The 24,635-nt window shown below is 38.9% G+C and carries 24 protein-coding genes and 2 pseudogenes; 5 read left to right on the top strand and 21 right to left on the bottom strand.

Translation table 11 applies throughout. From position 1 onward, the window contains the following. The first annotated feature begins 267 nt into the window (after positions 1-267). Complete coding sequence (locus tag QL986_RS17390; RefSeq protein WP_290191762.1) at positions 268-447, top strand: hypothetical protein; 180 nt, start codon at positions 268-270, stop codon at positions 445-447. Positions 448-773: 326 nt separating this feature from the next. Here the strand turns inward: QL986_RS17390 and dinB are convergent, their stop codons facing one another. The 3 genes from dinB to QL986_RS17405 all read right to left on the bottom strand — a co-directional run bounded on the left by dinB (position 774) and on the right by QL986_RS17405 (position 3,853). After that, positions 774-1,832 carry a DNA polymerase IV gene (gene dinB, locus QL986_RS17395; RefSeq protein ID WP_028834331.1) on the bottom strand — a complete coding sequence of 353 codons (1,059 nt, stop codon included), beginning with the start codon at positions 1,830-1,832 and terminating at the stop codon, positions 774-776. A gap of 66 nt (positions 1,833-1,898) precedes the next feature. Further along, positions 1,899-3,332, bottom strand: a complete 1,434-nt coding sequence (locus QL986_RS17400) for a DEAD/DEAH box helicase family protein (RefSeq protein WP_028834330.1) — start codon at positions 3,330-3,332, stop codon at positions 1,899-1,901. Next, entirely contained in the window at positions 3,329-3,853 is a 525-nt protein-coding gene (locus QL986_RS17405; RefSeq protein WP_028834329.1) for a hypothetical protein, read from the bottom strand. Before QL986_RS17405 ends, QL986_RS17400 begins: the two co-directional genes overlap by 4 nt. Before the next feature lie 100 nt (positions 3,854-3,953). Between QL986_RS17405 and QL986_RS17410 the strand changes: the two genes are divergently transcribed. Further along, positions 3,954-4,190 carry a helix-turn-helix transcriptional regulator gene (locus QL986_RS17410; protein WP_028834328.1) on the top strand — a complete coding sequence of 79 codons (237 nt, stop codon included), beginning with the start codon at positions 3,954-3,956 and terminating at the stop codon, positions 4,188-4,190. A gap of 182 nt (positions 4,191-4,372) precedes the next feature. After that, positions 4,373-4,873, top strand: coding sequence for a type I restriction-modification system subunit M N-terminal domain-containing protein (locus QL986_RS17415; protein ID WP_231485777.1), 501 nt, complete (start codon positions 4,373-4,375; stop codon positions 4,871-4,873). A 513-nt stretch (positions 4,874-5,386) separates the two neighbouring features. Here the strand turns inward: QL986_RS17415 and QL986_RS17420 are convergent. The 14 genes and pseudogenes from QL986_RS17420 to QL986_RS17485 all read right to left on the bottom strand — a co-directional run bounded on the left by QL986_RS17420 (position 5,387) and on the right by QL986_RS17485 (position 17,243). Further along, complete coding sequence (locus tag QL986_RS17420; RefSeq protein ID WP_138764487.1) at positions 5,387-6,403, bottom strand: hypothetical protein; 1,017 nt, start codon at positions 6,401-6,403, stop codon at positions 5,387-5,389. A 358-nt stretch (positions 6,404-6,761) separates the two neighbouring features. Beyond that, a pseudogene (locus tag QL986_RS17425) lies at positions 6,762-6,959 on the bottom strand (protein CapI); the annotation flags it as partial. 15 nt (positions 6,960-6,974) lie between these two features. Beyond that, a pseudogene (locus QL986_RS17430) lies at positions 6,975-7,133 on the bottom strand (UDP-glucose 6-dehydrogenase); the annotation flags it as partial. Beyond that, positions 7,133-8,854 carry a glycosyltransferase family 39 protein gene (locus QL986_RS17435; protein WP_024603946.1) on the bottom strand — a complete coding sequence of 574 codons (1,722 nt, stop codon included), beginning with the start codon at positions 8,852-8,854 and terminating at the stop codon, positions 7,133-7,135. The gene QL986_RS17435 and the pseudogene QL986_RS17430, both read right to left, overlap by 1 nt. Before the next feature lie 12 nt (positions 8,855-8,866). Then, entirely contained in the window at positions 8,867-9,550 is a 684-nt protein-coding gene (locus QL986_RS17440; protein ID WP_033011230.1) for a VTT domain-containing protein, read from the bottom strand. Continuing rightward, complete coding sequence (locus tag QL986_RS17445; RefSeq protein WP_024603948.1) at positions 9,516-10,253, bottom strand: glycosyltransferase family 2 protein; 738 nt, start codon at positions 10,251-10,253, stop codon at positions 9,516-9,518. The genes QL986_RS17440 and QL986_RS17445 overlap by 35 nt, the downstream gene beginning before the upstream one ends. Before the next feature lie 500 nt (positions 10,254-10,753). Next, positions 10,754-11,485 carry a glutaredoxin gene (locus tag QL986_RS17450; RefSeq protein ID WP_024032682.1) on the bottom strand — a complete coding sequence of 244 codons (732 nt, stop codon included), beginning with the start codon at positions 11,483-11,485 and terminating at the stop codon, positions 10,754-10,756. Between the two features lie 33 nt (positions 11,486-11,518). Continuing rightward, positions 11,519-12,028, bottom strand: a complete 510-nt coding sequence (locus tag QL986_RS17455; RefSeq protein ID WP_024032683.1) for a DUF305 domain-containing protein — start codon at positions 12,026-12,028, stop codon at positions 11,519-11,521. Positions 12,029-12,168: 140 nt separating this feature from the next. Then, the gene (locus tag QL986_RS17460; RefSeq protein ID WP_024032684.1) at positions 12,169-12,687 is read right to left on the bottom strand and encodes a DUF411 domain-containing protein; all 519 of its coding nucleotides are present in this window, start codon (positions 12,685-12,687) and stop codon (positions 12,169-12,171) included. 10 nt (positions 12,688-12,697) lie between these two features. Further along, the gene (locus QL986_RS17465) at positions 12,698-13,186 is read right to left on the bottom strand and encodes a nuclear transport factor 2 family protein (protein ID WP_008109928.1); all 489 of its coding nucleotides are present in this window, start codon (positions 13,184-13,186) and stop codon (positions 12,698-12,700) included. Positions 13,187-13,209: 23 nt separating this feature from the next. Continuing rightward, positions 13,210-14,118 carry a CopD family protein gene (locus QL986_RS17470; RefSeq protein ID WP_008109926.1) on the bottom strand — a complete coding sequence of 303 codons (909 nt, stop codon included), beginning with the start codon at positions 14,116-14,118 and terminating at the stop codon, positions 13,210-13,212. A gap of 11 nt (positions 14,119-14,129) precedes the next feature. Further along, positions 14,130-14,537, bottom strand: coding sequence for a copper resistance CopC family protein (locus QL986_RS17475; protein WP_008109924.1), 408 nt, complete (start codon positions 14,535-14,537; stop codon positions 14,130-14,132). 22 nt (positions 14,538-14,559) lie between these two features. Further along, positions 14,560-15,423: a copper resistance protein B gene (locus tag QL986_RS17480; protein WP_008109922.1), complete on the bottom strand. Its 864-nt coding sequence runs from the start codon at positions 15,421-15,423 to the stop codon at positions 14,560-14,562. Then, complete coding sequence (locus tag QL986_RS17485; protein ID WP_024601571.1) at positions 15,420-17,243, bottom strand: copper resistance system multicopper oxidase; 1,824 nt, start codon at positions 17,241-17,243, stop codon at positions 15,420-15,422. The genes QL986_RS17480 and QL986_RS17485 overlap by 4 nt, the downstream gene beginning before the upstream one ends. Positions 17,244-17,409: 166 nt before the next feature. Here QL986_RS17485 and QL986_RS17490 point away from each other — a divergent pair, with 166 nt between their 5' ends. Both QL986_RS17490 and QL986_RS17495 read left to right on the top strand, forming a co-directional pair. After that, positions 17,410-18,096: a heavy metal response regulator transcription factor gene (locus tag QL986_RS17490; RefSeq protein WP_004588805.1), complete on the top strand. Its 687-nt coding sequence runs from the start codon at positions 17,410-17,412 to the stop codon at positions 18,094-18,096. Next, a complete protein-coding gene (locus QL986_RS17495; RefSeq protein WP_024601570.1) occupies positions 18,086-19,483 on the top strand; it encodes a heavy metal sensor histidine kinase in 1,398 nt (465 codons plus the stop codon). The genes QL986_RS17490 and QL986_RS17495 overlap by 11 nt, the downstream gene beginning before the upstream one ends. 381 nt (positions 19,484-19,864) lie before the next feature. Here the strand turns inward: QL986_RS17495 and QL986_RS17500 are convergent, their stop codons facing one another. From QL986_RS17500 to QL986_RS17515, 4 genes are read right to left on the bottom strand one after another with little or no spacing between them, the layout of a single operon-like run. Further along, the gene (locus QL986_RS17500) at positions 19,865-20,197 is read right to left on the bottom strand and encodes a DUF6488 family protein (protein WP_028834945.1); all 333 of its coding nucleotides are present in this window, start codon (positions 20,195-20,197) and stop codon (positions 19,865-19,867) included. A 41-nt stretch (positions 20,198-20,238) separates the two neighbouring features. Next, positions 20,239-20,763: a hypothetical protein gene (locus QL986_RS17505; RefSeq protein WP_028834944.1), complete on the bottom strand. Its 525-nt coding sequence runs from the start codon at positions 20,761-20,763 to the stop codon at positions 20,239-20,241. A 43-nt stretch (positions 20,764-20,806) separates the two neighbouring features. Beyond that, positions 20,807-21,502 carry a HupE/UreJ family protein gene (locus tag QL986_RS17510; RefSeq protein ID WP_028834943.1) on the bottom strand — a complete coding sequence of 232 codons (696 nt, stop codon included), beginning with the start codon at positions 21,500-21,502 and terminating at the stop codon, positions 20,807-20,809. Continuing rightward, positions 21,492-24,635: a CusA/CzcA family heavy metal efflux RND transporter gene (locus QL986_RS17515; protein ID WP_028834942.1), complete on the bottom strand. Its 3,144-nt coding sequence runs from the start codon at positions 24,633-24,635 to the stop codon at positions 21,492-21,494. The genes QL986_RS17510 and QL986_RS17515 overlap by 11 nt, the downstream gene beginning before the upstream one ends.

Genomic DNA, 24,635 nt, shown 5'->3' on the forward strand with positions numbered 1-24,635 from the left:
TATTCATGCTGTTGTGTGGTAACAAGCCTAATTGCACGTTCACGAAATTCTGATGTATAGCGATTTGATTTTTTCATAGTTCCAGTTTCTCAAGTTATTGAGTCTCTGGCAAACACGGGGCGATTCAATGCAACCTTATTCGTGGTTGTTGCCTTTGTCTTTCTATTCTGTGCTTCGCCTTTTTATATTTACGAACGAGTTACTACAGTAGATAAGGTTTACCAAGTAAATTTAATTGATAATATATCCCAAAAAAAGGAAGAAAATATGGCCGATAATGATTCGGGTAACAGCAACCAAGGACAGCAAGCGGCTCCCAGTGCAGCCCCTTTGCCAACGCCTTCAGCAGCTCCTAAGCCAATTGGTCCACAAAATGTGATCTTTAAGGGCAACACTGATGGAGGTAAGACAAGCGCTTCCGACAGCGGATCAAAAGGCGAAAAGTAGCTAACAATCAAGCAGGGACGCAACAAAGCTGCGCCCCTGCTTGACGCGTTACGAACGTCCGGAAATGGCACATACCGGAAATAGCCTGTTGATAAATTCCGTATCTATAGACTAAAGTTTTTAAAGACTTAATGTAATAAATTTTCGACCATTAAAATATTTACCTAAACCTAAACCTAAACCTTAACTAACCTTACTTTAATTTAAAGCAGGCTCTAACTAATAAACTCCAACACTACACCGTGCTTGAAATTCAAACTATTCTCAAGCTGCCGTGAAATCTCAATTTAAGTGGCGCTTACCAATAGACTGTCCCTTAAATCGTACTACCACTCAAATGAAATTTGCTCTGTTTCACTTTTATTAGGTGTAAGCCCTATGTGGATACCAAGTAGACGTACTTTTTTTCCATTTCCTCGTGCAAAGGCTTCAACTAATAATTCAGATAAAATGGCCAAGTCAATTTTATCTGTTGAAAACTCTTTAGTTGTTTGATGAAAATCAGAGAACTTAACTTTAACGCCAATCTTGCTGATACCTCTATCTAACAATTGTTTTTCGGCTCTTTTTTGAAGCTCTGGGAGTAATTTATTTTTGAGAATATCATCAAGAATAGATAGATCTAATATATCTTCAGGGAACGTTCTTTCAACACCTACCGACTTTCTTTCTCTACTGACCATAATTGGTCTATCGTCACTTCCACTGCATCGGTCCCATAACAATCGACCAAGCTTTCCATATTTAGAAGTTAAATACTCTAAGCTAGATGCTTTCACGTCTCTACCAAACTTAAGGTTATTAAGAAGTAGCTTTTCATTAGTTACTTTACCAACACCAGGGATTTTTTTTAACTCCATATTATCGATAAAAGAATCTACATCTTTAGGGGGAATGACATAAACACCATTTGGTTTATTTAAGTCAGAGGCAACTTTAGCTAAAAACTTTATTGGTGCAACGCCAGCAGAAGCTGTGAGATTTAATTCTTTATGGATAGAGCGACATATATCTTGTGCGATTAGCGTGGCTGAACCGCTAAAGAGCTTACAATCAGTAACGTCCAAGTATGCTTCATCTAAGCTTAGGGGCTCAATAATGTCTGTATATCGTTCGAAAATCTCTCTAATTTGAGAGCTTACCGATTTATATACTTCCATTCTGCCCGGAACCAAAATTAAGTCAGGGCATTTTCGCAGTGCTACACTTGTCGGCATTGCACTTCTTACACCATATCGCCTCGCTATATAATTACTAGTAGAGAGCACGCCTCTAGAGCTCCTGCTACCACCAACTGCAACGGGCTTATTCGCTAGCTTTGGGTTGTCTCTAATTTCTACAGACACATAAAATGCGTCCATATCTACATGAATTATTTTTCGCATATTTATTAATAAAAAATGAAGCCTGTATAAAAATACAGTGTTTTTTTGCAGAGATCAATTAACAGTCTATCTCAATTCACTTAACCCCAAAGCAATAGCCTCTTGCTGAAAGCGGCCTGATATATTAATTATTCGCTCATAGGCACCGGTTAAAAAATGCTCCTCAGTCGCTTCAGGCCTATTGCTCATAACTGGCTGATCAAAAAAGTCAGCAAAGTTATCTAAATCAAACTGAGCTTTGGAAGGTTTTTTATTTTTCTTATTAAAAGTCATTTTACTTAAATCTTTACCTTCTGTAGGCTCTTTAGCAGTAGCTTTCATCTTTTCAAACTTAACTACATCAGCTTCAAAAGGAACATCTTGATTAACTCTATACGCATACTCTAAAAGCTTAGGTTCGGCGGGCATGTACATAATAGCTTCTTGGTTTTTAGAGTTTGTTACCCTCAGTATACGGCCCAATATTTGCCTAAAATGCATTTCTGTTTTTATGTTTGTAAGGTGGCAGCAAACCTGCAAACGAGGGATGTTTGTACCTTCGCTAATCATACCAACAGAAATAATCCACTTAGTTTGTGCATACCTAAACTGCTGAATAATACTTGTAGGTTCATTTTCTCGATAGGTTACAACAGTGCTACCCTCGTCAAACTGAGTTCGCATTAACATAGAGATTTGATGGGCATGCTCAACAGACGATGCAACAATTAACCCCGCTGCATCGGGGGTTTTCACTCTGATTGAAGTCAGCTTCTTTTGAGCTGAAGAAATCATGTATTTTATTACCGCTTCATTTTCAATAATTTCTTGATAAGAAACGCCAGAGTCGTTTAATAACGCTTTAAAGCAGTTAAATGTTTTGGTGTCAGCGTCATCTACAACTGTAATGCGGCTATTATCAACAGCTACTATTTGTGGAACCCGACAAACATTATCTCCAATAGCCTCAGAAAGCCCGTAAACGTAGTCACACGTTATTTTATTGTTAGGCTGTTGATACGATGAAAGAACAATAGGAGCAGCGTCAGAGCGCCAGGGAGTGCCTGTTAAGGCTAATGTGTACTGTGCTTTATTTTGAATGTTAAGTATTATCTGCTCACCCCATGCATTGGCATTGTCAATATTAGAGCCTGCACAATGATGAATTTCATCAAATATTACAAAAACACGATATCGTTCAAATAGTTGCCAAAAGTGCACATCTAAATACTGTAAGCTTTGATAGGTTAAAGCTCTACCTTTAGCGCCAATAAACCCATCAAATCGTTCATTCGTTTTTAGCTGTAAGCTTTCCTTAAAGTCTTGGGAAACAATAGACGACGGTGAAAAACAAATGATTAAATCGACCATATTGCTTTTTAATAACTGGTTAGCTAATTCTGAAGCCATCAAAGTTTTACCCGCCCCAGGAGTTGCCAAGGCTAAAAAGTGGCTATTGCCGTTCTGATATTGTGTAAGCGCAAAATTAATACATTCGGCTTGCCATAGTCTTAGTTTCATATTTTTTCTAATGCTTCGTTTTGCTTCAGTAAGCCTTCAATCGCTCTAATCTTGCCAAGTATTCTGGTATTGTTGTCTCTTGCTTTGTTGTATTGTGGCTGTAGTTCATCTACCAGTTCGGGTGACTCCAAATAGAGCTCTTTATACGCCTCTGATTCCCCCATATTCAATAATAACTCGGCTTTGTAATGGTTTAACTTACTAAGTAACAGCGCATGTTTATCATTTTCTTTTTCTGTGATTGAAATAGGTATTGAACTAGCTAAGTGAGTAATTACCTCAACATCAAAGCTCTCTGTTTTATTGAATCGCGTAAATCCTTTTTTATTTGATACCACCTTTTTCAGCCAGCCTTTTTTAACAAGCTTGAGCAGTTCTGCGTATATACTTCGCCTAACTGCGGTAGGTACTAAAGAAGAATCACTTTTTAATGCTAAGTACGCCGAGCGCACATCACTTGTTGTAAAGTTATCAAAATTTGGTGCAACAATAATTTGAGCTACGAGAGGGTCAAATTTCAAAGTAAATCCTAATAAACTTCTTATAATAATGGGTATTATAGGGCGTGGTAGTTAAGCCCTCAACATGAAAATCTAATCATTTTGCCTTGAGGGGAATCTGGTGAGTGATTTAGTTAAAAATTTTGGTGAAAAACTACGAGAAAAACGAAAAGAAGCAGGTTATTCGCAAGAAGGCTTTGCCGCCTATGTCGGTATAGAGCGCGGTAATTACGGAAAAATGGAAAGAGGTAATGTTAATATTAAACTCGAAACCTTATATAAATTAGTAAACGCATTAAATTGCGAGTTTGAAGAGATACTACCGGCAAGGAAAAAGTATAAAATTGACCTAGATTAACCAAAAACTACTTGATACTAATATATTATTAATTTTTTAATTAATTAGGGTATATTAATCACTATTACCTCAGAAATATAAATAAGCGAGTGAGTTGCTTTAAGCAAAAAAATCATCTCAAACTCATTGGCTAACAAGGACTTAATTTACATGTTCGATCAAACCTTTAAAATATCGACGACATTTTCCATAAAAATGCTGGCTGTTCTAGCGAACTAGACTACACCGAGCAATCGTCGTGGATGCTATTTTTAAAATACCTTGATGACTTAGAGTTTACAAAGTCGCAAGAAGCCGAATTGATCGCAGAAGACTACCAATACATTATCGATGAGAAATACCGCTGGAGTTCTTGGGCTGCGCCTAAAACTGCTAATGGTGAGTTTGATCACGATAACGCCTTAACCGGCAGCGACTTAATGGATTTTGTTGATGGTGAGTTATTTCCATACCTTAAAGGCTTTAAGCTTCGTGCGGAGCGCCCAGATACCATTGAATACAAAATCGGTGAGATTTTTAGCGAGATCAAAAACAAAATTCAAAGCGGTTATTCACTGCGTGATGCGCTCGAAAAAGTAGACGAACTGCGCTTTCGTTCGCAAGAAGAAAAGCATGAGCTTTCCCACCTGTACGAAGTAAAAATTCAAAGCATGGGTAACGCTGGCCGTAACGAGAGTGAATAATAAATAATGTTATCTTCAAGTTTTCTATACGAATGCCACCTAAATTTAGCAACCAAAGTGTTATCTACTTTTTAAATCCAACGAAAGATTAATACAGAGTTTAACGTGCACTATAGTTGCCATATTATTAGTAAGATCCAAATGCAAAGTGTTGAATCATACTCATCAAAGTGATTTTTTATATCACCATGATAATGATACTAAATCTACTTATGACATATCAGATAAATCGGGGCGATTTGAGTTTACACATACCAGCGATAATTACGTGCTTCTATGAGGGTTGTCTTTGGGTAAGCTAAATATAAGCATAGTGAAGCTGCTCTTTGACATCAATCATGGGATCAAAGTTAATAACAATCATAATTTGAAGTAGCTTAATAAGTATAGAAGCCACCTGATATGCAGCTATGAGCAGACGGCCACTCTAGCGCGTTTTTGGACATAAATGAGTTAGAGCCGAAGGACGGCTCTGTGCCAAAAGCGGACGTTAAAAACATTAATAAGGTGAAATTACAACTCGGATTTCTTTGAGTCACTCATGGCCTTCATAAAGGCTTTCATATTGGCGTTGGGTTGCTCCACATCAAAATTGCCATACGTATATTTTAAGTCTGACCATAAATTTTTGAGCTTACCTTTGCGTCGAAAAAGGGGGTGGAGCCACACTGTTGATAAAAGAGGTAAGCATCCTTCATTTATATTCATTGTTACTAAACCTATTAAACAATCTCTTTTTTCGCTTGTGCCCGGCACTAGTAACTTTTCAGTAAAAGGATAAGCCTCAACGTTTTTCCACCCTTCATCAGAAATATCCCAATTCATACCATCTCCGCATTCCCTGTGTTGGTATCTTCTAAGCGCGACGCACGCTAGCTTCTCCCACTCCGGCGATGAAATCGTTATTTTTGAACTATACTCAGCCCCTTTTGGGGCGGGAATAGGACGGATTATGCATGCATTACATTCATCAAATAGTAAATTAGAAGCTTCAGTCGCATCTGATACCTTAATCTTTTCACCAAATGCGACTAGGTCAAATAACCCTGAAAGGTAGTCGTCAGCGCCATATTCATCCACGTACTTTTTCTGTGGAACATCCCCTTTTCTAGTATTCTTGTATCGCGTAACGTTCTTGTATTCAATGTCTACAATATGAAATAAGCCTGATGGTAAGTTTTCAAACGAAGTAGGGCTATCAGCTAAATAAATATAGCTTTGCTCATATCTACGCATATTTCTTATCAATGAATCACATGTACTTTCAAAATCAGTGCCGAAGAGAAAGAGGTTATGAGCCTTGAAAGAAATACCAGAATTTGGATAAATTTTCTCGCAAAAGCTCGTCAAGAGGTGAGAAATTTGATCCTTGCAAATATCATCATAGCTAGTTAAAACGATCGGCAGATCCTGACCTTCAGATTCGTTGTCAATTACACAATCGATGGCAAGGCTAAGCGCCCTTTTGTGCAGTTCATTTATGTCTATTAACTCATTTAAATAAGTTTCTTTTGATTCAATTAAGTTCATGCAACCTCCTATTGCCAACGTTAATAATATTATGCCGCCGCACGATACATAATCCTATTAAAAGTGTAGTATTTCCATTAGATTTGTTGTTCGCTATTCGCTCAATGCTGCCCGTCAACATTCAAGTTTGTAAATTGTTTCGGGGCAATGGCGAGTAAGAGGTTAACTCGCCAATGGACAAAAATGAGTTAGAGACTGAGGTCGGTTTTGTGCCATGAACGGACCTTGATGAATAGTATTGGATAATATTCCATTATCAAAGTGTCCTGTTTGATTACAGCAGATAATTACTGATATTAGAAATATAGGCGGACATCTCTAGATGTCACTATTATGCAAAAATGGATAGATAAATCACTTAACCATAAAATTCACGATACCAGTCAACAAAGTTATTAACGCCCTGTTCAACACTCATTTTAGGCTTATAGCCAGTAACATTAAATAAGTCATCAATATCTGCAAAGGTTTGGTAAACATCGCCCGCTTGCATCGGCATAAAATTTTTCTTGGCTTTAATTCCTAACGCGCTTTCAAGTGACTGAACAAAATCGAGATCATCTTTAAATAAAAAAGCTTCTATTTCTTTATCGACAAAGGGAGATTTACGACTATTAATTAAATCTACTTTCGCTGGAACGATATCGTAGATAACCACCTTATTATGCTGAGCAAGTAAAATGGCATTAGACAAACCAACAAAACCTGCTCCTACTACAGCTATTTTCATTAATACGCTTCTCTAGGAACACTAAAACGCTTAATAACTTTTGGCGCTTGGCAGTTTTCTGCCATTTGCTTAGCACTTAATAATAACCAGTGCTGCCTGTGAGCGTAGCCCATATCTTGCCCGTTAGACACATCGAAACACGTTAAGTTGGCATCATCTGGCACTAAAATAAATCGACCCGCCTTCTCGCCCATCCATAGCCATGCGTTACGCTCTTCTTCTTCATCCGTTGCTAGGTAACTAAAATGCGTTATTGGTAATTGTGAAAACAATAAAAATTGCTCTTTAAATTTCACTAACCCAAGTTCACCGCGCTCACCATGCTGACCTAAGGTGTTTTCCACTTCTTCAATAACATGTTTGGGTGTGCGCAGGGGCTCGGCTAGCCAATATCCTAAGGTACTCACTATTAACCAAGAAGCGACAATTACCATTCCTAAATTAAAAAAGGCGTTTTTCGACCGTAATCGCCATAAACTAACTAACCATATCGCTGCTAAAATAAACGCTAAACCTGCCGCCCACGGGATCATTTCAGGGTATGCGGTTAATGGTTTCACTAATTTTTTATGACCCGTTAATAAACCAATGCAAGCGACAACAAGCACAATAGCAATTAACCATAAAATGCTTTTGCTGATGCGGTTAAACCATAACGGTAGTTTAACTTCATGGTAAGCAATGGTGGTAAACAGCGACAACATCGGCAATGCAGGTAACACATAAACCCCGCGCTTGCCCGGACTAATACTGAAAAAACACACCACAAGCACAACCCAAGCAAACAATATCATCAATACTGGATCTGTTTTTAATTTGTGATAAACATGCTTTAGCGAGCTCAACAATAAAATTGGTAATGGAAACCACATCACGGGAATTACACTAACAATAAAATAATACCAAGGCTCAAGGTGATGCCAGGCATTGGCGTACCGTTCGCCCGTTTGCTTGAACAGAATATTGTTTTTGTACTGAATTAATTCAGGGGTCGCTTGCTCTGCCACCGTAATCATCATCGGTACAAACCAAGCCGCCAACACCAAGAAAAAGGGCACAAAACCTAACCAACAAGCGAAGGTGAGCCTGCCTTTAAAATAGTCTTTATTCGCCAAGCGATAAGCAATGATGGGAATAAACATGAGTACAGGTAAAAAACCTACCCCTTTAGTAATAATGCCGAGCGCCATAAATGCCCACGAAATAAAATACCAGCGCCAATTGGGCCCTAAAATGAAATGACGGATAAAGCCATAACAACCAATCGTTATCCAACACATCACCATCGCATCAATTTGGGCAGCTTTAGCTTGGATCAAAAATTGTGGTGTAATTAATAAAAGTAAAGCGGCATTGCGACCCACGCGAACACTATGGAGTTTTGCCCCAAGATCATACACCAAAAATAAAGTGATCAAGCCACAGATGGCGTTTGGCAGTAAAAATGCCAGTTTTAGGTTGCCAATAAGTGAATAAAAAAGAGCGATTGACCACATAAAAACTGGTGGTTTATCAGGATAAAATTCACCGCCACGCATTGGAAATAGCCAATTGCCAGTGGCAACCATTTCTCTGGCTACTTCAACAAATCGAGGTTCATCAGCAGGCCACGGTGAACGAATACCAATACCTAATAAAATAATAACAGCGGCAAAGGCCAGTAAGATTTTTAAGACGGCGTAATAATCATCTTGTTCGAAGGTTTTTATTATATTTTTCATAACCTAACTTCTTTATAGTTCTTGTACTTTACGACGAAATTGACTGCGATAAAGCAGTGAGCCAATTACCGATGAAACAATAAACAGCGCAATACTGATGAGTATTTTTTCGTGCTCTGATAAACCAATTCCAGCGCCAGCGTAGGCAAAAATTAAGGTTTGTGGAATGTAGCCAATAAAGCTACCAAGAAAAAACCCCTGAGCCGGTACTGTAGTTGCTCCAGCTGCGACATTAGTAAACAAGTTACTGCCGATAGGTAACAACCGAATCATCAATACCTTTAAGGTGGTATTGTCTTTAACCAAGCGTTCAAATTTCATTAAACTTTTATTAAATTTGCGTTGCAAGCTTGAGCGAAACAACCATTTGGCGGCGTAAAATGACAAAATACAACCGAGCTCTGTTGCTACTAACGCTAAAAGTGCCCCTTCAACAGCCCCAAAAGCAAAACCAAACGCAAACGCTAACAATTGGCGTGGCGCACCAAGAGCGGCATAGGCAGCCCCCATCGCCATCAATACAACAACGGCTTGTTTGCCTTGTTCTTTAACAAACTTAGCGACCCAGTTACTGTCAGCGATATGTTCAAAAAAACCTTGTTGAACTGCAAACGCTATCGCAATAAATAACGACAAACTAACAATAAATTTAGCGAGCCTGTTAATCGTCACTAGTGTTACTCGTTTGAATTTCATTAACCATTGGCACTTTGCCACGACGAATAAGCCACATCATGCCTAATACATCAACAATACCGACCCAAGCTCGATTCCAAGCCGTGTATTTTGATAGACCATGTTCACGATCGCGGTGGTTCACTTCTTGCACTTGCACTTCGCCTCCCATACGTTTGACCAAAGCAGGAATATAACGGTGCATATGGTTAAAGTGTGGTAGCCTTAGGTATGTGGCTGTGGGCACTACTTTCAAACCACAGCCGGTATCTGGCACACCATCATGTAAAATAGCATCGCGGAATTTATTAGCAAAACGCGACTGAAAACGTTTCCAAGGCGTGTCTTTTCGGTTTTTACGGTAGCCAATTACGCAAAAATTAGCGGCTTCTATTTGTTGAGCGCGCTCAACTAATTTAGGCAAATCAGCCGGATCGTTTTGTCCGTCGGCATCAAGGGTCGCCATCAAGGTGTATTTCGCCTGTAACACACCCGACACAATCGCTGTGCTTTGTCCGACACTGTAGGCATGTTTGATAGCTTTTACATCACAGCCTAATGTTCTTCCAGTTTCGAGGGCGGTTTCAAAGGTACTATCACTACAGCCATCATCGACAACGATAATCTCAAACGGGTATAAATCAGCAAGGCTGGTATGAATTTCTTCAATAAGATGGCCAATATTTTCGGCTTCGTCTTTGGCAGGAAGTACAACTGATAACATATATAAATCCCTGTTTTTTAGTTATTAGCGATAATAAATTTGCAAATTAATCACCGATAAGTCAAGCAATTAAAGAAACCTATCGGCTAAATAAAAAGTGTCTTAATAAAATATCAGGCAAACCTTAAGATTTACTTAAGAAAAACTGAAAAAATGATTTACAGCACTACACGCAATATTACTCTGAATATTAGGACTCTTTTCTCGGGTAGATTTCATCATACTTTAATGGCTACAAGTCCATTAGTTTTGTTGAGACATTTTTTTTTAACTGTAAAATATTAGAATATCCACGTTCACCAGCATATGTTCAATGTCCGTAACTCGCTCATAGCAGTCTGCCTGATGAAGTCTAAACTTATTCACTTAAACTGTGAGATCTGATATGAGCTAGTACAGCTGATATGCTATTTACGACAAAGTCGCTCGGTAATTAGAGCGACATAATCCCTTGGTAATCACACTAGTACATCATCATGTTTTTAAATTAAAGCTGTTGTTTACTTAACAAACATCCAAATACCGGCAGCGATCATAAACAGGTTTTCTGTTAGGGAGATAAACCCTAGTGGTACGTTACTGTCACCGCCTACACACGCACATTTTAACTCTCGTTTATCTATATAGACTGCTTTTATCACTGAAACAGCACCAACCCCACCTATGAACAATGAAATAGGGGCAATAATATAGGCTGGTAATCCGGCTATCATTCCAATGCCAACAAATGCTTCTAAAAATGGGTAAACATAGGCGTACCTGACTACTTTCATAGCGACTAAGTCATAGGTTATAAATGAATTAGTAAAGCTAAATAAGTCTTGAAGCTTTTGTATTGCTAACACTGCCATTGTTAGGGCTACAAACAGTTCAGCGGTTTGCATTGATAATAAGCTATTATTCGCTGCAAAACTAAATGCCACACTAAGCAAAAAACTAACCGAAAAAATCGCAATCACGGGCGTGTAAGTTGTACCTTCTTGCCCAGCTTTTGGCTTATCAAAGTAATCGAGTAAGTCGTCATAGCCACCTATACGTTTATTATCAATAAATGTTTGAGGTGTAGTTTCTACACTGTGTTGTTTTTTAAATTCATCTGTTTGCTCTCGAGAAGTTAATAGCTGATCATCAACTGTATATCCCTCTCGCTCTAGTAGGTCTTTTGATTTTAAACCAAACGGACAAATATGCTCATCTGTGGCCATTCTAAAAAGTTGGGCTGATTTACTCATGTTTAGCTCCCTTTTATGTATTGGTATAAAATTTTACTTAGCATTAAAATCCGGTACGGTCCTAGATTGTGCTTGCTCCTGAGTTTCTGCTAGGCCATTTTTCTCTATATCCTTTAGTAACCACTGCATTTCTTTAATCTCACGACGCTGTGCCTCAATAATATTTGTTGCAAGCTCTTGGACTCGCTTATCTTTGATTTTTGCCCTTTCACTGGTGAGTATTGCAATTGAATGATGTGGGATCATCGCCGACATCCATGAGCTATCATCAACAGTCGCTTGTGATCGAACTAAAAATAAACTTCCCGCAAATACGGTAACACTAGCAATGAGTACTGTTATATTTTTCTTTTTATCTTTATACATATTGAGCATGAAAAGTAGCATTATCACTGCCATCATGGCTCCCATATAAAGCGCCATATAAGTGCGAGTTTCACTAAAAAAAACATGACTTAGCTGATAAGTATTCAAATACATCAGTACAAACATGACTAATGTTGATGTGGCTATCATTAAGAAAAACTTTAAATACTGCGACATTAGATGGCTCCTTTCTATCATTTACTTTGTATATCATTTATACCAATGGGTAATTCTTACAGGTTATTAGGCGTAAACCCACTATATATTTAATCATTGAATCAATGTTTAATATTACATCAAGAGTTGTGCCATAAGTGTTAAAACTGCTCAGCGTATTTGCTAATATGCTTATAAGTATTTTGCTGTAAATCGTGCGTAAGCATTTCAATATTATATTTATAAAAGCGATCGCCCATTTCCATACCTGGCGTACCAGCAGGCATAGCGGGAACAGAGAGCCCTATCGTCTTTTCAGGATGTTGTTCAGCTAAAAACTGTTTTATATGTTTGGCGGGAACATGACCTTCAAATACAAATCCATCGGCTGAAACGGCTGTATGGCATGACCGCATATTTGATTTTATTTGATACTGAGATTTAATCGTCCCCATGTCATTGACGTTAATTGCTTTTGTTTGAATATTGTTTTCGCTCAAATGAGCAATCCACTTATTACAACATCCACAATTTTTACTTTTATAAACGGTAAGCTCAATTTTAGGTTTTTCTGAATTCTCATAAGTTATTAATGCTTTATGTTGTTTTTCGATACTTATCGCCGAAAATGACATAGTTAATGATAAAAATAACGCTGAGGTAATGTAGATTACTCGCATTGTTAACTCCTTAATTTGACCAATGAATATGAGTGATTTTCCAACCTGTATCGGTGTTTTTTAATGTGATTGATTCCATTCCCATAGACTTAATATCTTTTCCTTTGTACTTTCCTTGAGTTTTACTTCTTGAAATTGAGTAAGCTATGTCTCCATTTGTGTAAACTTGATGCTCTAGTAGTTCACTATTAACAGCACTTAAGAATTTCATATCCGCTATCATATGATGTTTCGCGTATTCATCTGCAGAACGCTCAACACTTCCGCCTTCAAAAATGATGACATCGTCGGCCAGTAATTTACGTGCAGCTTCGCGATTGCCTTGTTTTAGAGATGCATGAAATAGGCTGACTGTTTTTGCAGCCTCGCTATCAACATTGACAAAGGCCTTGCCTTTTTTTGAATATTTTTCATCGTCATGTGCACTAACAGTAAAAGAACTAACAGTGCTAAAAATTAGTAGCAATAAAATTTTTAAATTAAAGGATTTAATTAACATACATTTTCCTTTTTTATTAATCGTTAAATAGGCGGACCAACAAGTGTTGTAAATACACTTGTTGTAATAAGTACAAATAGGGCAATTAATATTTCAACAGTGATCGAGCGTTTTAATATACTTATATGGTGTTGTTGAGTGATTTGCGGGACTAAAAAAAGCTTATGCCATGCACCTAGTAACAGCATCGCGCTGACGAGTAACAGCTTTAATAAAATTAGTTGCCCATAATTTGATGTAAACAACGCAGAAAATGACTCTAGGTACTGCAGGAGCAGAGTTAAGCCCGAAATAAGTAGTACAAATACAATAACAATAGCGAGTTGACCAAAGTAATGCATTAACCGCTTTACTTCACTGGTAGGTAGTAAAGTGCAGCTTTTGTAAAGCGGCCACAATGACCCTAACCAGCTCGCAATGGCAATAAGGTGAAAGGTTAAAATACTTTTCACTAACCCATTTTCATTTGCACTGTGCCCAGTAAAAGTGAAGCTATAAGCGATAAACCCAAGCATGATTAGTATAACGGCACCGTTTTTATAACCTGCTACGTTATCATCTGATTCCACACTCCACATACATGCGCTAATTAGAGCAATAATAAGCGCTGGTATTCTAAACGTTGCTTGGTCACCTATGACTGATTGCCAAACAATTTCAAGCATAAAGGGGTCAAACATTCCCATAAAGCCTGATTCAGCCATTGCTCCAGCTTCTATTGGTACTTGTAAAAGTGCAGCAATACTACCTGTAACTACACACGTAATTTGCCAACGTTTTAAGAACTGATAAAAGCTAATTACCTGATGCCCTGCAACATTGCTGTTGCCACACATAAAGCGCATTAATAAAGTGCCCGCAAGCCCTGCAATTGCTATATAGCTTGCTAGTTTTAATAATAATAAGAGTACTGACCATTCACTTAATTGCATTATGTTGCTACTTAATGATTATGTTTGCTGTGGGTATTAGATTGTTCTTGCATCATCTTATGCGATTCACTTTTGTGTACCATAAATCTAAACGTGTCGGTCATTTTATGTCCATCACCACCCAGTGCTGTCCATTTAACCGTGTAAGTGCCTTGGGCTAGGCTCGGTAATGACCAATTAAAGTCTGTGCTTGGGGTGGCGCTGGGTTTGAAATCAAAGTTTATTGATTTATTTTTTTCATCTTTGATGATGACTTTTGCTAGCCTTACTTCACCACCAAAAGTTAACGAAAGTTGCTCTGGGCTTTTCATTAACATGGCTTCTTGCGCAGGTGTTGATTGCTTGAGTGATATATGCGCTGATGCGGAAAATGTAAGCACTAAACCTAAAATGGCTACTGCAGAATTAAAAAACTTCATAATTACCTCTTATTTAAAATGATTAAAACCAAAATTTAATACCCGCAACAAATGCGGTGTTGTTGTTACTTTGTCCACTTGATGTGGCATAGTCGGCGGTATTGCCAAATTTATTGCTCCATTCAACGCCAATATAGGGCGCAAACTGGCGTGTAAATTCATAACGAACCCTAAAGCCAATCGCGCTGCTTGATAGGCCACTTCCAAGTTCGTTTTGTTTATCGTTTTTGCCATAAAGTGTAATTTCGGCTCGCGGTTGTATAATTAGCTTTTGCGTGAGTAATAGTTCGTACTCTGCCTCTAACGTAAATGCGGTATTGCCTCGCTCACCTACGTATGCTGTCATATCAAGTTCAAACCAATAAGGGGCTAAACCTTGTAAGCCAAAAGCTAACCATTGCCGATTTTCACCTTCTTTATTGTAATCAAGACGAACACCTGCTTGAGTATCCCAATATGCTGATACGGCGTGACCCCATAAAATATCGGTTTGGTTTTCTTCAATACTTCCTTCGCTGAAATCACCCTCGGTTTTAATTACCAATCGATCAAAGGTAGTGCCGTACCATGCTTGTAAGTCAAATACACCTGCGTTTGCTTGCTCGTTATATTCAAGACGATCGCCTAGTAATGCGTAAAATGGATGCTCATCAGCGAGTGTTAATCGCTCATTGCCCTCAAGCGCATATGGGCCTTCTGTTAAAGTTGTTCCCGCAGAGTAAGCATGGGGGTCTCTTGCATCTTTAGGTGCACTTCCTCCTTGTGGTTGCATCTTAGCGCTATTCATTTGTGCCATTTCACTTTGCGCTAATAAAGGGAAACTAATTAATGAAGCCCCTGTTAACATTAATAAACCTAATGATTTAGATAGTTTTAATTGTTTCATGATACGACTACCTCTCTAAACATACCGGCATCCATATGGAATAATAAATGGCAATGCCAAGCCCAGCGACCTACATCGTGAGGGGTGGTTAAAAAGCTGATTCTTTGTGCGGGTTGAACAGGTATCGTATGACGTCGCACTTGCACATCACCTTGCTCGTTTTCTAAATCACTCCACATACCATGCAAATGCATAGGGTGCGTCATCATGGTATCGTTTTGTAAAATAACTCTTAAACGTTGGTTATGCTTCATATGCACTGGCGTGCTTTTACCAAATTCTAAGCCATCAAATGACCAGCTATAACGTTCCATATTTCCGGTTAAATGCAGCTCAATTTCAGCTTCTGGCTCTTGCTGGTTAGTGATCCCTTCAAGTGAGTGTAAATCTGCAAGTGTTAAAACACGACGACCATTTTTACGTAAACCAATACCAGGATCATCAAGATTTGTTCTCGGCATATCAACGCGCATATCAACTGAAGCTCCATACTCCGTTTTTGCATGACGCACTTTAGAGCTGGCAACCGCTAATGGGTTTTCAGACATACCATGTTTGCTATGATCCATCGCCATTGGACCGTGATCCATAGCGCTATGATCCATTTCTTTAGAGTTCATACCTGACATGCCAGCCATACCTGCCATTGCAGAATGCTCACCGCCGTGGGTCATATTGCCCATCATATCGGTCATCGTTAACCATTCAACAGGGTCAAGTGCAGGTACTGGCGCATCAATATTAGGCGAGCTTGATAAAGTTCCTTTTGCGTAACCAGAGCGATCCATACTTTGAGCAAAAATCGTATAGGCATCATTTTTAGGCTCAACAATTACGTCGTAGGTCTCACCAGGGCCGAATCTAAATTCATCAACTGTCACTGGTTCAACGTTTTGCCCATCAGCTTGTACAACTGTTAGTTTTAGTTCTGGAATACGAACGTCAAAAAAAGTATTGCTTGAGCCATTAATAAACCTAAGTCTTACTTTTTCTCCAACTTTAAACATTCCTCGCCAATTTGACATTGGCGTACTACCGTTCATTAAAAAGGTCATTGCTGATGCAGATAAGTCAGCTAAATCTGTAGGATTCATTCTCATTTGATTCCACATTTTGCGGCGTTGCAAAGCATTCGAAACACCGCTATTTGAAACGTCATCAAAAAATTCTGGAACAGTGGGCTGATTGAAGTTAAATACATCACTCTGTATTTTTAATTTGCGGAACAGCGCCATTGGGTCATCATCAGTCCAATCAGATAATTGAATAACATGCTCGTTATCTGCACTAATAATATCTTTTTCTCGCGGTTCAATAATTAATGCACCGTACATGCCAGTCATTTCTTGAAAGCCACTATGTGAGTGATACCAATATGTACCGCTTTGTTGTAATTTAAATTTATAAACAAAGGTTTCGCCAGGCATAATGCCTTTAAAACTGATACCAGGTACGCCATCCATTTGGTACGGTAAAATAATGCCATGCCAATGAATTGAACTCGGTACTGATAACTTATTTGTTACTCTAATAGTAACGTCATCGCCTTCTTTGAGGCGCAAGGTAGGGGCGGGTATAGAGCCATTGATAGTTGTCGCCATACGTACTACGCCAGTAAAGTTAACCGGCGATTCATCTATAACCAGATCAATTACTTTGCCGCTAAGTTCGGGCACAGTGCCTGTTATTGTTCCTGTTACTAAAGATGATGCAGCATGTAATACACTCGGAAAAGCAGCAAGTACACCTCCTGCAATTAAGCCTTGAACAAATCGTCTTCGTGGTGTGCTAACCTGTTGTGATGACTTTTTAAACCCCATTTCCTTACTCCTTCATACCAGAATATGTATTGAGTATAGAAAATAGACCTGTCTTAAACATGACGCGAACATTACAAAGTTGTAATGTTGGTGTCATGTTGCTGTAGTGACAGATACTGCATAATATTTGCAGAGGTAGTTGTTAGGACTTTAATGAAGGAATTGTATGCGCTTATTAGTTGTTGAAGATGAATCAAAGACAGGAGATTATTTAAAACAGGGGCTAAGTGAAGCTGGTTTTCAGGTTTCTTTGGCGCGCAATGGACTTGACGGTCATCACCTAGCAATGACCGACTTATTTGATGTAATAATACTTGATGTCATGTTACCTGACGTATCCGGTTGGAAAATTTTACAGTCGCTACGTGAAGCAGATAACAAAACCCCAGTACTATTTTTATCTGCTCGCGATAGTATAGACGATAGAGTAAAGGGGCTCGAACTTGGTGCTGATGACTATTTAATAAAGCCTTTTGCTTTTGCTGAAGTTTTAGCAAGAGTACGCACTCTTATTCGCCGTGGTGTAGTACAAACAGTTGACGATATACTGATAGTTGCTGATTTAGAAATGGATATTCCAAAGCGAAAAATACAACGTGCAGGCAAGCGTATTTTATTGAGTAATAAAGAGTTTAGCTTACTTGAACTATTGTTACGGCGCGAAGGTGAAGTACTGCCACGTTCGTTAATTGCTTCTCAAGTATGGGATATGAATTTTGATAGCGACACCAATGTGATTGATGTTGCCATTCGTAGGCTAAGAGCAAAAGTTGATGATGACTTTACTGTTAAATTAATTCATACGGTTCGTGGTATGGGCTATAAATTAGAGGTTGAAACTGATGGCTATTAAGTCACGGCCTTTATCACTTACGATGCGTGTTGTGTTGTTTGTCGCTGTAACCGTTATTGCGTGCTTAACTTTAGTTGCCACCTTAATAAATAGTTCGATAAAACATCATTTTTTCCAGCAAGATAGTAGTGAACTGCATGTTATTAATCAATCTATTGAATTAGTTTTAAGACAACAGTATAAATCAAACCTGAAACTTAAAAATGAATTATCTAACGCTGTAGCGGGTCATCACGGTGTTTACTATCAGGTAAATACCGCAAAAGGAGAGCTCATTTTTCAAAGTTCTGAACGAGATTTTAGTGATTTTGTAATGAGTGCTAATGCTTCAGCTGGCTTTAACCGTAACAACATTACCTCATGGCAAAATGATACCCACACCTACCGAGCTCTGGTGAGTAATTTAAGTACTGGGCAACAGCAATACAAAATTACTACAGCGATAGACATGAGCTTTCATTTACACTTTCTCAATCAATTTCAACAAAGTCTTTGGGCTATTATGTTTGGCTCTGCGGTACTCATTTTATTGGTGGCTTGGTTTGCTATACATCAAGGATTGAACCCTTTACGAGGTTTGAGTCAGAAAATGCATGACATCCAAACTAATAAGATGGATGTAAGGCTTGATGAAAATAAAGTGCCTATTGAGCTTGTTAATATGGTGCAGTCGTTTAACTCGATGCTCGACAGGCTCCAAGGTGAATTTATTCGTTTATCAAATTTCTCTAGTGATATTGCGCATGAGTTACGTACTCCACTAACAAATATAATCACTCAAACACAGGTTGGTTTATCTAAAAAAAGACAGTTGTTAGAGTATCAAGAATTATTGTTTTCTAATCTAGAAGAGCTGGAACGACTAACTAAGATGGTTAGTGATATGCTTTGGCTTGCAAAAACTCAGAATGGACTGGTTAAACCCGTTCAAAATACTCTAAAAAGCCATGATGAAATTGAAGCATTATTTGAGTACTTTGATGCTTTGGCTGAAGACTCATTGATTACATTTAAGAAAAAAGGTCAAAACCTTTGTTTTTATTGTGACAAATTACACTTTCGCCAATTATTATCAAACCTCCTATCCAATGCAATAAGGTATGCCCCAAAAGGCTCATCAATCACAGTAAATAGTGAAATATTTACCGCTGATAAAATATGTATTTCAGTGATTAATACTGGGGAGAGAATACCTTCTGAGCATTTACCTTATTTATTTGACCGCTTTTATCGACCCGATAAATCGCGCCAACGACACAGCGATGGAGCTGGTTTAGGGCTTGCAATAGTTAAAGCTCTAGCGCAAGCAAACGGTGGAAATATAGAGGTCAGTTCAAATAATCAAACTACCAGCTTTAAAGTTTTTCTAAATTTAGCTAAAAGCTAATTATTAAATTTAATAACCCAATGTTTGCTTGTACCTCTAGACTTCCCAGCTTTCATTAAACACCGGTTTATAAACTTAAAGTACAAAACGGAAGTAAACTTCCGGTTTCTAACCCAATATTGCTATATTTCGGAAGCAAACTTCCGTTTATAGGAATTCAAAGGTAGTTATCGGAAATATACTTCTGTTTTTGAAAGCGTTGGCCTAGATAGCTATATGAGCCATTTTTCGGGGTCTTATTTGAGCGAAAAGCGGAGGGTCGGGTAAACTCGTTTTTGGACAGAAATGAGTTAAAGCCGACCAGTGGTTCTATGCCAAAAGCGGACTTGGTACAAAACAAAGGCACCTCTTGCTTCTATCAAAAGGTGCCTTCTTATTTTGTTAAAAGTCGTTTTTATCTTTAACCGATATAACTTGACCGTTTTTTGCAATTTGGAAGTAAAGCTTATCTTCGTTGCTAGCATTAGATGCACTAACTACATAGAAATTGTCTTCAACGCTAGCAATCGAAAGTTGCGACTTATCAATATTTTTCCATGACTCATCTAACTTACCGACTTCAAAACCAGCGTCTTTAAACGTCATTTTTTGAATATGTGTTGCAGCGATGATAACAGCTTTCTGACCGCTGATGACACCATGATCTCCATGTGCCTGTACATTACTAGTTAGCAAGGCACCACAAAGCGCAACGATTGATATTAGTTTGTTCATTTTAGTCTCCATTTGGTATGAAATTCGTAAAGTTAAATTCGTTATTGTTTAAGGCCAATAACTTCGTATTGCCCTTTAACCAGTAGCTGTACTGACACTGGTTTATCTGATTTGTTTTGCCAGTACCAACCATGAGAGCCTGCAAATGGGGTGGTATAACTGCCTTTCATTTCATTAGTTGTAGCAATAGCATAGCTTTCAAAATATCCCGTTGTGTCACCTTCAGGCTCACCATGTAAATCGAAGTACAATGGAGCACCATCGGTTAACCATTCATAAGTCATTTTTTCATGCTGCTTCATATAAAATTTATATTCGATGCCGCGTCCCGCAGGGACTGTCACTTCTATTGTTTGAAACTCATCCGTGCCTTTAGTTGTCTCTAATGACGTTGTTTCCATTTCAGCCGCTTGTGCAAGTGCTGTTAAACCTAACTTGTTGCCAATACCTGTCGGATCGATGTTGTACTCTGCTGGTAAGATAAAGGTAACCAGTGCAATAGCCGCGACAACGACTGCTGAAATACTCGCTTTAACGAGTGTTTTGGTACTAACTGTATGTTGCATAAAATTCTCTTTTATTTCTGTATTTCTATAAGTTAAAAATCGATTAAATAGTAAAGTAACCAGTAAGTTGTAAGCCCATCAACATCACACCAGCACTCATTAGTGCAGTATTCGTGACTGTCGAAAAACGTTGAAATGACGGCAGTTTTCTCCATGCATTTATCATGATCAAAATAAGTGCGAGCGCAGCAAATTGACCAAGTTCAACACCTAAGTTAAAGGCAATCAGGTTGGTAATAAGACCTTCATCAGCTAGGCTAAATTCTTGTAATTTGGTAGCTAAACCAAAGCCATGAAATAGACCAAAAATCAGCACCGCCCATTGGGTATTAGGCTGCCAATTAAAACAACGCTTAAAGCCACCTAGATTATCGAAGCCCTTGTAAATTACGGAAAAACCGATAATGGCATCAATTAAATAAGCGTTGACCTGTATGTCACTTAACACACCAAATAACAGAGTTGTACTATGTCCAATAGTAAACATGGTGACGTACAACAGTACGTCACGGCTACGATATAAAAAGAAGATAACACCCACTAAAAACAATAAGTGGTCATATCCCGTTATCATATGTTTAGCGCCTATGTATAGGAATGGAATAAACTGAACACCTGTATTCTGTTCCAAAAACGCTCTGGTTTTATCATCAACACCGTGAGCAAAGGCTTCAATGCTAACAAGTGCCAGCAACGCAACTGCCAAATAGGTTAACGCTTTAATCATATTATTTGGCATCTTGAGACTCCAATACTTCAACATCAGTCAAAATAGACTCCTTTTCTTTGTGTAAAATTCTGTATAAGGCAGGAATGACAAACAGAGTCAAAATCGTTGACGAAATAATGCCACCAATGACTACTGTTGCGAGAGGTCGCTGAACCTCTGAGCCAATCCCTGTATTTAAAGCCATCGGAATAAAACCTAATGATGCGACCAAGGCGGTTGTTAATACAGGGCGAAGTCGAGTAAGTGCACCGTCAAATATTGCTTTATCAAGTGCCAATCCATTTTTACGTAACTCTCTAATGAACGACACCATAACCAGTCCATTTAGAATTGCTATGCCCGATAAGGCAATAAAACCAACGGCTGCCGAAATTGAGAACGGAATATCACGTAACAATAGAGCAGCTATACCACCTGTTAATGCTAATGGAACACCTGTGAAGATGATCATTGCATCTTTAAATGAGCTAAGCGCTAGTATCAACAATCCGACAATCATAATTAAGGTGACTGGTACAACAATACTCAGTCGCTCAGAAGCGGATTGCAGTTTTTGGTAGGTGCCGCCATATTCCACCCAGTAACCAGCCGGAATTTCAACACTTTCATTAATTGCAGTTTGGATATCCGCAACAAAACTTCCTAAATCTCTTCCGCGAACATTGGCAGTAACCACAACCCTACGCTTACCATTTTCGCGGTTAATTTGGTTAGCACCAGATACAAGCTCAATTTCAACAAGTTCTTGCAGTGGCACTGAATGACCGTCAGCCAACATAATCGGTAAATAAGGAAGTTCATCAATATTATTTCGTTTTGATTCTGCTAGGCGTACTACAATATCAGAGCGCACATCGCCTTGATAAAACTTACCTGCGACAGTACCACCCATCGCAGTTGCCACTTGAGATTGCACTTGGCTAATACTAATACCAAACTGCATCAATTTTTCACGCTTTGGTACTAAGTTAAGCAGTGGTAATCCCGTTGTTTGCTCGACTTGAATGTCTGCAATGTTATCAACTTGCGAAATAGCACCTTCTATCTCATCACCTAATGCGGTTAAAGTTTCAAAATCATCACCAAATACTTTAATGGCAAGCTCGGCTCTAACCCCAGCTAATAGCTCATTAAAACGCATTTGAATGGGCTGTAAGAACTCATAGCGGTTGCCCGGAATCGGCTCAACAAGTGCGGCCAATTCTTCTACGATTTGTGCTTTAGTTTTGTCTGGATTAGGCCATAATTCACGAGGCTTTAAGATAATAAAGTTATCTGCAACACTTGGTGGAACCGCATCGGTTGCCACATCTGCCGTGCCTATCTTAGCAAAGACACGTTCAACTTCTGGCATTTGCTTAATTTTATCTTCTAACGATTCCTGAAGTGCTACAGCCTGAGATAGTGACGTACCGGGAATACGTAAGGCGTGCATGGCAATATCACCTTCATCCAGATTAGGCGCAAATTCACTACCTAACTTAGTCGCTTGATAGCCAGAAAATATAACTAAAAGTGATGCCGCAATTATCACTAACCAACGTGCTTTCAATACCCATTTCAAAGCAGGTTTATAAAGGACCGCAGCGCCACGAATAAGTGGACTGTGCTTTTCTTTTACTGGCTTTTTAAATAGTAAGGCAACCATTGCTGGTACGAAGGTTACCGAAAGCAACATAGCACTCAGTAATGCAATAACTACAGTGATCGCCATTGGATGGAACATCTTACCTTCTACGCCTTCAAGAGCGAAGATAGGCAGATAAACTACGGTGATAATAAATACACCAAATAATGCGGGACGTATCACTTCTCTTGTTGCTTCGAACACTAACTCTAAGCGTTCTTTTAGCGATAACGGGTTATTTCCAGCCTGACTTAGCCTGCGGAGACAATTTTCTACGATAATAATGGCACCATCGACTAACAAACCAAAATCTAACGCCCCCAAACTCATCAAGTTTGCACTCACCCTTGTATGCACCATACCTGTTACTGTCATCAACATGGCAAATGGGATCACTAATGCGGTTAAAAATGCAGCCCTGAAATTGCCTAGTAGTACAAAGAGCACAACAATAACCAAAATGGCCCCTTCAATTAGGTTGAGCTGTACGGTTTTTAAGGTTTTATCAACTAATTTAGTGCGGTCATAAACAGCGGTTGCGACAATCCCTTCTGGTAAAGTGGCGTTAATTTCTTTGAGCTTTTCTCCCACGGCATGGGCAACGGTGCGGCTGTTTTCGCCAATAAGCATGAACACCGTACTCATCACCACTTCACGACCATTTTGTGTAGCAGCACCAGTTCTTAGCCCTTTACCGTTTTCAATATCGGCTACGTCTTTTATATAAATTGATGAACCATCAAGCGACTTAAGCGGAATATTACCAATGGCAGTCATATCAGTAACCTGACCGGGCAGCCTTAATAACCACTGTGCGCCATTTTGCTCTATAAAGCCTGCGCCTTGATTTTGATTGTTTTGTGCGATGGCATTAACCACATCGGCTTGTGATAGTCCAAAAGCAAGTAGCTTTTCAGGTTTAAAGGCGACTAAAACCTCCCGTTCAAATCCGCCTATAGGGTTCACCTCTACAACACCGGGTACACGCATTAACTGTGGTCTTATGGTCCAGTCATGTACGGTTCGTAAATCCATTGGTGTAATAGGCGTGCCATCAGCATGTGTTGCATCAGGCTCAGCATCAACCGTGAACATAAAGATTTCACCAAGACCTGTAGCTATTGGCCCAAGTTGAGGCTCTAAGCTTTGAGGCAACTCAGCTCGTGCCGCAGACAAACGTTCATTGACTAGCTGACGGGCAAAATAGATATCCGTATCATCGCTAAATATCGCTACCACTTGCGATAAACCGTAGCGAGAAACCGAACGCGTATAGGTTAAGCCCGGTAAACCTGATAACGCAGTTTCTAACGGAAAGGTTACTCTTTGCTCAACTTCCAAAGGTGTAAAACCAGCCGCCTCAGTATTGATCATTACTTGAACATTGGTGATATCTGGTACAGCATCAATGGGTAGTTTGGTAAAGTTCCAGATACCAAGCCCTGAAACAGCAAGTACCATCACCATCACAAGGAATTTGCGCTTTATTGAAAAGCGTAAAATTGATTCCAACAT

It is taken from the genome of Pseudoalteromonas sp. APC 3250 (assembly GCF_030407915.1).
Classification (GTDB): Bacteria; Pseudomonadota; Gammaproteobacteria; order Enterobacterales; family Alteromonadaceae; genus Pseudoalteromonas; species Pseudoalteromonas tetraodonis.